Annotated in this window: 11 protein-coding genes; all 11 read left to right on the top strand. The window is 34.6% G+C overall.

Annotated features, from left to right (window positions below; genetic code table 11):
• Positions 1–311 precede the first annotated feature (311 nt).
• The 11 genes from E5329_RS26995 (at position 312) to E5329_RS26945 (ending at position 8311) form a co-directional block, all read left to right on the top strand.
• Positions 312–1037 (top strand): LytR/AlgR family response regulator transcription factor, encoded by a 726-nt coding sequence (locus E5329_RS26995; RefSeq protein WP_135992280.1) that lies wholly within the window; start codon positions 312–314, stop codon positions 1035–1037.
• A complete protein-coding gene (locus E5329_RS26990) occupies positions 1037–2326 on the top strand; it encodes an ATP-binding protein (protein WP_135992279.1) in 1290 nt (429 codons plus the stop codon). Before E5329_RS26995 ends, E5329_RS26990 begins: the two co-directional genes overlap by 1 nt.
• Before the next feature lie 164 nt (positions 2327–2490).
• Positions 2491–3066, top strand: a complete 576-nt coding sequence (locus E5329_RS26985) for an accessory gene regulator B family protein (protein ID WP_135992278.1) — start codon at positions 2491–2493, stop codon at positions 3064–3066.
• Positions 3067–3213, top strand: a complete 147-nt coding sequence (locus E5329_RS26980) for an AgrD family cyclic lactone autoinducer peptide (protein ID WP_135992277.1) — start codon at positions 3067–3069, stop codon at positions 3211–3213.
• 46 nt (positions 3214–3259) lie between these two features.
• A complete protein-coding gene (locus tag E5329_RS26975; RefSeq protein ID WP_135992276.1) occupies positions 3260–3523 on the top strand; it encodes an uberolysin/carnocyclin family circular bacteriocin in 264 nt (87 codons plus the stop codon).
• 87 nt (positions 3524–3610) lie between these two features.
• Positions 3611–4885, top strand: coding sequence for a hypothetical protein (locus E5329_RS26970; protein WP_135992275.1), 1275 nt, complete (start codon positions 3611–3613; stop codon positions 4883–4885).
• On the top strand, positions 4869–5402 hold the full coding sequence (locus tag E5329_RS26965; protein WP_135992274.1) for a stage II sporulation protein M: 534 nt from the start codon (positions 4869–4871) through the stop codon (positions 5400–5402). Before E5329_RS26970 ends, E5329_RS26965 begins: the two co-directional genes overlap by 17 nt.
• Positions 5403–5435: 33 nt before the next feature.
• Positions 5436–6062, top strand: coding sequence for an ATP-binding cassette domain-containing protein (locus tag E5329_RS26960; protein WP_135992273.1), 627 nt, complete (start codon positions 5436–5438; stop codon positions 6060–6062).
• A gap of 67 nt (positions 6063–6129) precedes the next feature.
• Entirely contained in the window at positions 6130–6630 is a 501-nt protein-coding gene (locus E5329_RS26955; RefSeq protein ID WP_135992272.1) for a hypothetical protein, read from the top strand.
• A gap of 69 nt (positions 6631–6699) precedes the next feature.
• Positions 6700–7479, top strand: coding sequence for an ABC transporter ATP-binding protein (locus tag E5329_RS26950; RefSeq protein WP_168356791.1), 780 nt, complete (start codon positions 6700–6702; stop codon positions 7477–7479).
• Positions 7394–8311, top strand: a complete 918-nt coding sequence (locus E5329_RS26945) for an ABC transporter permease (RefSeq protein ID WP_135992270.1) — start codon at positions 7394–7396, stop codon at positions 8309–8311. The genes E5329_RS26950 and E5329_RS26945 overlap by 86 nt, the downstream gene beginning before the upstream one ends.
• Positions 8312–8535 lie beyond the last annotated feature (224 nt).

Here is an 8535-nt window from a genome sequence, read left to right as displayed (position 1 = left end):
TACAGGTTTTATAAGACCTGCAGATACTTTTTGCATTATGGAACTGTTAAAAACCAGAGTGATTTAGAATAGAGGATTTCGGAGGATAGCGGATTAAAAAATGGGGAAAGTCAAACATGGTGAACTGATTGAAATGCTCCTTTTGTATCTTTCAAAATGATGTATCAAAGGAGAACAGATATTAAGTGTATTTTTTGAAAGTTTATAATAATCATGATATAATGACGGAGGTGATTTGACAGAAATATGCTTAATATTTGGATATACATAAATTATGTGTTTGGTTAATTGCAATGAAGAGGTGAGTAGTGGTGCTGAAAATAGCAATATGCGATGATGAAGAAGTGTTTGGTCAACATTTAAAACAAATAGTAAGCCAGTTCTTTGATGAGAGAAACGTTGAACATGAAGTACGTTTGTTTTGTTCAGGGGAAGAGTTTGTGAAGCTTAACATGGATATGGCAAAATATCAGATAGTATTTTTAGATATAAATATGGAAGAATTGGATGGAATTTCAACCGCTAAGAGATTAAGGGAATTGTGCAAGGATGCATTTGTTGTTTTCGTGACTGCTTTTATCGACTATGCATTAGATGGATATGGAGTAGATGCCATTCGTTACATACTAAAAAACTCATCAAATTTTAATAAAAGTGTAAATGAGTGTATTGAGGCTATATTAGAAAAAATGCATTATGCTGTTAAAATTCATAGGTTTCCATTCAAAGAGGGAACAAAAGATATTAATGAGGATAATATCGTATATATCGAAAGTAATTTGCATCAATTGTGCTTTTATATTATGAAACATGAACTCGAAGTCTATAGGCTGGATGGCACGTTGAATAATATAGAAAATAGTCTTGATAATACTAAATTTGTAAGAATTCATCAAAGTTATTTGGTTAATATGAAATATGTTAAAAACATGAAGTTACAGAAGGCTATGTTGATAGATGGGAGGGAGTTGCCGATAGCAAAGCCCCGATATAAAAAAGTAAGAAAAATATTTGCAAATTATAAAGGAGCAATGTAATGATATCATATATTTCAGGATATATAATAATTCCGTTGGAAGTGATATGTTGCAAAATATTTTTTGAAACATTTTGCCTAAGTAAGAAGATTAAAATGTTCTACCAGGTATTATTTTGGGTTTTACTATGTATGTTAATATATATTCCTGCTATTTTTTTAGGAAATTTATATTTATTGAAACAAATAATAGTGATTGGAATTGTTGCAGTTGCGACAAAATTATATTGGAAGATTACATATAAGAAAAGTTTTATGTTAGCTTTTTTGTTTCAAAGTCTTCTTTTAGTTGCGGATTATGTAACCATTATTATAGATAGTTCGCTCTTAGCAGGAAGTATGAATCAGAATCAAAGTACACAGGGATTTTTGATTCTTCTAACCAAGATGGTATTATTTCTATTGATAATTATAATTAAAAGTACATTGGGACAAAGTCAGTTAGAATTTTTAGATGATACAGCATGGCTTAAATTTATGTTTTTTCCAGTTTTTACAATCTATATTATAATTGCACTCATCTATAAACCAGAACTTATGATAAATGAAACCCAAAAACAAATATTTTGGGTATTTGCTTTCGGGTTAGTTGGAATGAATATTATGCTTTTTTATTTGTTACAAGATGTAGCAAATAAAGAATGCGAATTGTTTGAACGGAGGATATTTGAACGAGAAGCAAAGCACAGGTTTTCACTGTATGAGTCCATGGTAGAAGCAACAAAACAGCAACAAGCATTGAGTCATGAATACCAAAATCAACTTGTTTGTATCCAATCATTACTTCATAAAGAACAATATAATAAGCTAGAAGAATACATGAAGCAGGTGACAGGGGTAGTACTAAAAAAATTTCATTATATTGATACAAATAATGCGATTGTAAATGCAATTCTGAATGAAAAGCATTCTCAGGCAATGGAACAAGATATTGTTATGGTGTATAAAATTGGTAATTTGGCAAAAATGACAATTGAGGATCAAGATATTGTATTATTGTTATCTAATCTGTTAAATAATGCAATAGAAGCATGTCAGAAGTGTATTAACGAAAAAGTAATTAAGGTGAAATTCATTCTAGAAGATGATAATATCGTACTTTCTGTAAAGAATACCTATGATGGTCATGTAATAACTTCGGAAGGAAGTTATACAACAACAAAAAAGAATAAAAGAAATCATGGAATTGGGATAAAAAACATGATACAAGTGATTGAAAAATACAATGGTTTTTATTCTATAGTACATGATGAAAATTTTTTTTCGTTTTCTTGTATACTCCCTAGATAGTCTTACCAGTGATGATGAGCTGATAAGGCTATTTTTTTGATTGATTTTGATGTTTGATGTCCCTAATGTAGAAAAAGTCAAATTCTGCAAAAAAAGGTTAAATACTGCGAAGGGGGTAGATTATTTATTTAATGTATTATATATTGTATGGCAGGAGGTAAGGCATGATAACAAAAGCAATTAAGTATTTAGTAAACCAGCTTGTTGAAAATGAGTTAATAGAGGAAATACAGCGAGATGAATATCTATATTCTTTGGAATGTTTCATTGAAGGGATATTAACGACAGGAAGTATATTGATACTTGCGATTTGCTTTAGAAAATTAATACCAACTATTATGTTTTTACTTTTTTTCTTTTCGCTCAGAAGAAGAACTGGAGGTTTTCATTTAGATACGTTTGGTAGCTGCTATATCGGAACGCTTATTTTATATGTATTGATTATTATATCAGCTGAATATATAATAAGGGAACCCGTATTGCTTGCATTATTAACAGTATGTGCATGTGTCTCCATTTTAATTATTGGAACTGTCAATCATCCTAATATTGACATGAGCAAAGAAGAATTGAAGGCAGCAAAAATGACATCAAGGCTGTTGGTTTCATTGTTGATGATGTTAGTTGGATTTTTATGGTGGGTTGGAACAAATATGGAAATTATAGCCTATATGTGTCTAGGTATTATATTATGTGCGAGTCTCCTAGTGATAGCCAAAATAGAACAGGAGGTGAAGTAAATGAATAAGACCAAAGAGGCTTTGAAGTTAGTTAAGAAAGTCGGTTCTGTTGCTGTAGAACAAAATTCTTATAAATGGCCACCACCATGCATGGGAATTTTACATCAGCCTCAAAGACCCAAGACAAAATGTAACACTGTTAAGTAATAGTGTAGATGTACAAAATGATAAAAGGAAGGTAGGTATTTGACAAATGAATAAGAAAAAAACAGTAGTAGCATTATTGCTTTTGACACTATGTATGGCAATTCCATTTGCTGGAGTAACAGCTCAGTTAGGAGTTAGCACAGTGGCGGCAACCAGAATCATCAATATCATTGATACAGGCTCAACAATTCTCACAATCATTTCATTGATTGGAGTAGTAGCTGGTGTTGGAGCACTTTCTTATGGATTTGTTGTTGCAGCAAAAGCTATGATTAAAAAAGTTGGCAAAAAGCTCGCTATCGTGTGGTAATCCTATTGTATATATCAGATAGTTGAGTGAATAAAACTTGGGCTGACTTTGGCCCAAGTTCTATTTTTTAAGGAATAAAGGAAACATATGATTCAGGTATTATTAGGAGTTTGGAAGAAAAAAATAAAAATTATTGATGATGAAAGTCTTTTCAAGGCGTTATCTGCTATGAGTCTGGCGGTCTTTACTATTGCAGTGGCAATTTGTGAAATATATTTAATGAACCGGAATGAATTTATCATTATGATTTTATTGAATGCATTTCAGATTATATATAATAAGCCGACGATATTATGCTCTGTCATGCAACAGAAGAATGCGGCCTTTATGATTAAGAAAAAGACATTTTTTCGGTTTGTACTGTTTCAGATTTTGAAGGAAAATGCTCTGTTGGTTGCTTTTGTAGTAATTCAGGCTGTTGTTTTTCTCTATTCTTTATTTTCCCTGAAGTTTGCCATAATACTGGCGATATGGGTGCTGGCGGTGGATATCTATCTGCTAGAGATATACAGCCGGGAAAAAAAGCTGTTGTTACTATTGTTGAGTGTCTGCGTTTTTGTATGGACGATACATTATAATATGTGGGTACTTCTATTTATGACCGCAGTCAATGCAAGGTATCTATATGGAACCTTACACCGGGAGGTGCTTGATTATGTCTTTATCAACCGTAGGCGGGATGTTTTTATCGGAAAAAGTGAAGTAACGATACGGCGGGTTAATTCATTGTTCTTTTTACGAATGCCGTTTCAGGAAATTTTAGAATTTCTGTATGAAATCATATTGGTATGTACGGTGCGATATTTCATACAGACAGATATAGCGTTTTATTTGTTTATTGCAGTCTTTTTAGTGGATATAGAACTGGTTCAGGACGAAAAGATGAAAAATTATGATAACTGCTATGGGAAAAGCCTGTTTTTAAATTTTACGAAAATAACGGAGATGCAGAAATTTCTGTTATCGGTGGAATTTAACTGTGTTATCAAGTATGTATTGTTAAGTCTGCCGCTTCTTATTATAGAAATTACTTCCCATACATGGGATTTGTATTTTGGCTTTTCGTACATAAATATATTAATTCTCGTTTTTGCAATTTCACACAGGTATTATTGTGCAACCGACTGCGTATTAAAAGTCCGGAAGCTGATTGAGCATACATGGTTCCGTATGGTTATGCTTTATCTCGTTTTATTTGATTTGGCACCGCTTCTTTTTGAAAAGGTACTATGGAAACTAGACGGTTATCAGCCTCTATACGGCTGTGTCTTTACCGCATGCATAACAGTACTGGTGTTGTTTGTTAAAGTCGAAAATATTGTAAAGGTTGCAGGAGAAGATGTCAATGAGAAGACAGTGTAAAAAAATTATAATTTATGGCAGTATTTATCTGGTATTATTAGGAGGACTTGTTTTTGTATTTGGAGAGTTGTTTGATATTGAGAGTTTTATCGGAGATGATATGGCACAGATTGGCAGAGGTTCTCTTTGGGAAGCAATAAGAATTGCCTATAATAATCTGAAAAACTTTCTTGGATACCTTTTGATTTATCCACTCTATCCGCTGATGTATCTGAAGGATTTGATTTTTACTTCATGGATGGTGGTTGTATCGTTTCGTATGCAGGGAGTAAGAGACACCTTTTTCCTGCTATTACCACATGCCGTTTTAGAAATACCAAATTTCATTTTATTTACCTATTTGTCCTTTTTGAATTTCAAGTCGTTTTGGAAGGAAAAAAACGTGACAGGAAAGGTGTATGTCGGAAGAATTTGGAAGTATCGGTATCATTATCTAGTCTGCTTTGCCCTGCTGTTGGTTGCGAGCTTGGTTGAGGGTCTTGTTACAAAGAAAATGTATTGGTTGTTTATCAATTAACGGTACAAAATAATCTCAAGGAAAGTGAGAGAAATGATTAAGTTAAAGGATTGTTCAAAAAAATATGGCGAAAAGGAAGTCTTTGCAGATTTGAATTATACATTTGAAAATGAAGTTTACTGGCTTCTTGGGAAAAATGGAGTTGGAAAAAGTGTTTTCTGCCGCTGTCTGGTCGGATTGGAGAAGTTTTCCACAGGATTGATAAGTGGTGAGCTGGGAAATGTTCTATTTCTGCCAGATACTTCTCTGGGGGAAAAATGGCTCACATTAAATGAAAGTATAGATTTGATGCTTTTTTATTATGGAATTCATATAAGTGAGGACGAAAAGCAGGAAATCAAAGAGAAACTGGAAATTGGAGACGGAAATGATTTAGTCAGCAGGGTATCCGTGGGAACAAGTATGAAAATTGGATTGTTTCTACTGTTCGTTCGGGATTTCTGGCAGACAATTATATTAGATGAAACCTTATCTCATTTGGACGTGCAGATGAAGGATAAGGTTGTCAGCGAGCTTTTTCAAAGAAAGGAAGAAGGAGCCGTTACGCTGTTAATCAATCACGGGAAGATTTTGACGAAAGAGGATAAATTCTGTATGAAAAAGATTTATTTGGCAGAGGACGGGATTTTTCATGAGCAAGAAAAAATAGTTACATCATAAATGTGGTTAATGGAGCAAAAAATAGAAAGTACTGAGAAAAGGTACTTAATTTATAGAGGAGGAAGGTATGAAGCAAAAGGCATTTAACTTAGGAATTATTTTGAGCCTTGTCATTGGCAGTGTGGTAGCATTTGGTCTGTATCTGGAGCGGTATCTGAATAACAATATACAGCTTATGCAGCAGATTAAAGATTTACTGAAAGAGACAGGAGTTTTGGAAAATAGATATGTTGCCTTTTTTGATATTCTTCTTGTGCTGTGTGTGCTTGTATTCTGGGTGTTGGAATTTATTTTATATAAAATTGTGTTCCTCTGTGCAAAGGTGAAGGTGGAGGATCTGCATCTGCTGATGGGAATCGGGGCTGGTTTGATTTTATCCATTCTGACAAGCTATGCACTGGTCGGACATATACATATTGTGCTTCTGACGCTTATCTCTAATTTTGTAGAAATTGTTGTCATCTTTTTTAGCCTATATGACAGAATTAAAGGCCGAATTAGAATGTGTGCCGCTGTCCGGGCAGTGTTTTTAGTAGCAAATCTTTTGATTTGTGTATATAAGATGTAAAGGGAGTGTTCATGTGAAAAATAAGTTACTCGTGGATTTCTTCGCATATGTTCCGAAATGGAGGAGTGCATGACAGAAAAAGTGATTGAAATAAGAAAGCTATGTAAAAGTGTCGGCAGGCAGAAGATACTGCATAATATCAGTTTTGATATTATGAAGGGTGAAGTTTTCGGTTTGATTGGACCGAATGGTGCGGGAAAAACAACACTGATGAAAATACTTGCTGGACTTATGCAGGGAGACAGTGGCAGTGTAAAATGCCATGTGCCGGGAAAGGGAAAGATAGGAGTTTTACTGGAGTTTCCAGCGGCGTATGATTGGTTGAGCGGTTACCAAAACTTAAAAATTCTCGCTAGTATGTATCAAGGGGTAACGGAGGCAGATATAGTGGATATTACCCGTCTCGTAGGTCTTGAGGAAGATATACATAAAAAGTACCGTGATTTTTCAGTGGGAATGAAGCAGCGTTTGGGAATTGCAATAGCCTTATTGAACCAACCGGAACTCTTGATATTGGACGAGCCAACGAATGGTCTGGACTTTGATGGGATTTGTGAAATGAGGACACTGATTGGACAGCTTACCGGAGAAAAATATTGTACGGTTATCCTATCAAGCCATATTTTAGATGAAATGGACAGGCTTTGTAATCGGGTGGCTTTTATAAAAAAGGGTGAGATTACTGGTGTTGTCGATGAAGAGGTTATCCATTCAGAAGGGCTGGAAACTAAGTATAAGGAATTAGTTGGAGTTGGAAGAAACGATGAGAAAAATGTTGAAAAGCGAATTTGTCAAGACATGGAGTTTGCGGACGAATCTGATTTTACTGGCAGTGCTTCTATTCATTAACTTCGTTTATGCTTTAAGCGTAGAAAAGCAGAGCACTGCATCATGGAAGGAAAATGCAAAGAAGTTGCATAAGGAATATGGGGAAGCACTTGAAGAATGTATCAAGGAGGACTTAAGCGAAAAAATGTATCAGCCCTTTGTCACGAAAACAGCATTGCTTGAATACTCTCTGGAGAAAAATATCCCCTATGGCGTGACATCGGTATTCAGCCATATGCTCAAGATGACAGAGTTTCTCGGTCTGTTTGTTATTCTTGTAGTATATCTGGGAAGTAAAATTTATTCAAATGAATATGATTCTCATACATGGAAGAATCTGTTTTGCACCGAAGTGAAAAAGAGGAAAATTTATCTGACGAAATTTATCTTTACAATCGGTTATCTGATATTGTATATGGCAGTTTTCCTGCTGCTCAGTGCAGTTGTCGGTCTGATTTACTTTGGCGGTGGCAGCACTGGTGTTGTGCTGACCTATTTAGATGGGCAGATAGTAGAAAATCATATTCTGGCAGAAATTTTTACCATTTATGGAATGTGGCTTATCAAGTGTTTGTTTTATGTTCTGCTCGTTCACACCTGTATGCTGTTTACGAGACAGAAAATGCTTTCCTTCTTAGGAGCCGTGGTGCTCATGATGATAGCTCCGTGGGTAAATATGCTGCGTGGAAACGCTAAGGTAGCACAGTTTCTGCCGTTTTATTATCTGAATATGAGCTTTGAGGGGTATGGCACAAGATTTTTCCTGTATTTTCTTGTGTTGGCGGGCTATAGTATACTGCTTGCTGTCATATCTTATGTTAAGTTTGTAAAATCAGAGTGGAAATACAGTTAGTCAGATACCAGAAATGAGCAAATTTGATTCATATAAGCTGTAGAAGGACTAAAATACCCTGGGGCAGGAGGACAAGGGCACTGAAAAAGTAGATATTATCGCCTATATTTGATATAATGTAAATATCAAGTGTAGTCTCGGAAAGTCCATGAAGAAACAGAAAAGAATTATGTTATATGAATGGGAGTGACGGGGAGGAATAAAAAATGCTTATTTCTGAGTGG

It is taken from the genome of Petralouisia muris (assembly GCF_004793545.1).
Lineage (GTDB): Bacteria > Bacillota > Clostridia > Lachnospirales > Lachnospiraceae > Petralouisia > Petralouisia muris.
This window is presented reverse-complemented; position numbering and strand designations above follow the sequence as displayed.